Here is a 427-nt window from a genome sequence, read left to right on the forward strand (position 1 = left end):
GTCATAGGACAGGGACAGCGGCAACATCAGCCGCGGCGTGAACTCCTTGCCATTCCATACCGGCTTCATCACCGAGCGCGACACCCCGAGTATGGCCACTTCGGGCGCATTGATGATGGGCGTGAACGCGGTGCCGCCGATCCCGCCAAGGCTGGAGATCGAGAAGGTTCCTCCCTGCATGTCGCCGGGTTTCAGTTTCTTGTCGCGCGCGAGTTTCGACACCTCGCCCAGTTCACGAGCCAGACCGAAAACGCCCTTGCGGTCCGCGTCGCGAATCACCGGCACCACCAGCCCTTCCGGCGTGTCCACCGCGACACCGATGTGGAAGTAGCGCTTGTAGATAAGATTCTCGCCGGCCTTGTCCAGGGAAGCATTGACCTCGGGCTGCTGTCGAAGTGCGGTCACGCTTGCCTTGATCAGGAAGGCC

1 protein-coding gene is annotated in these 427 nt (G+C 62.1%); it reads right to left on the minus strand.

Going from position 1 to position 427, the window contains the following annotated elements; genetic code table 11:
• Window positions 1–427 (minus strand): 2-oxo acid dehydrogenase subunit E2 (locus I6F37_RS41200; RefSeq protein WP_225154552.1); only part of this gene is annotated, 427 nt, incomplete at both ends.

Source organism: Bradyrhizobium sp. NBAIM08 (assembly GCF_020193935.1).
Lineage (GTDB): Bacteria > Pseudomonadota > Alphaproteobacteria > Rhizobiales > Xanthobacteraceae > Bradyrhizobium > Bradyrhizobium yuanmingense.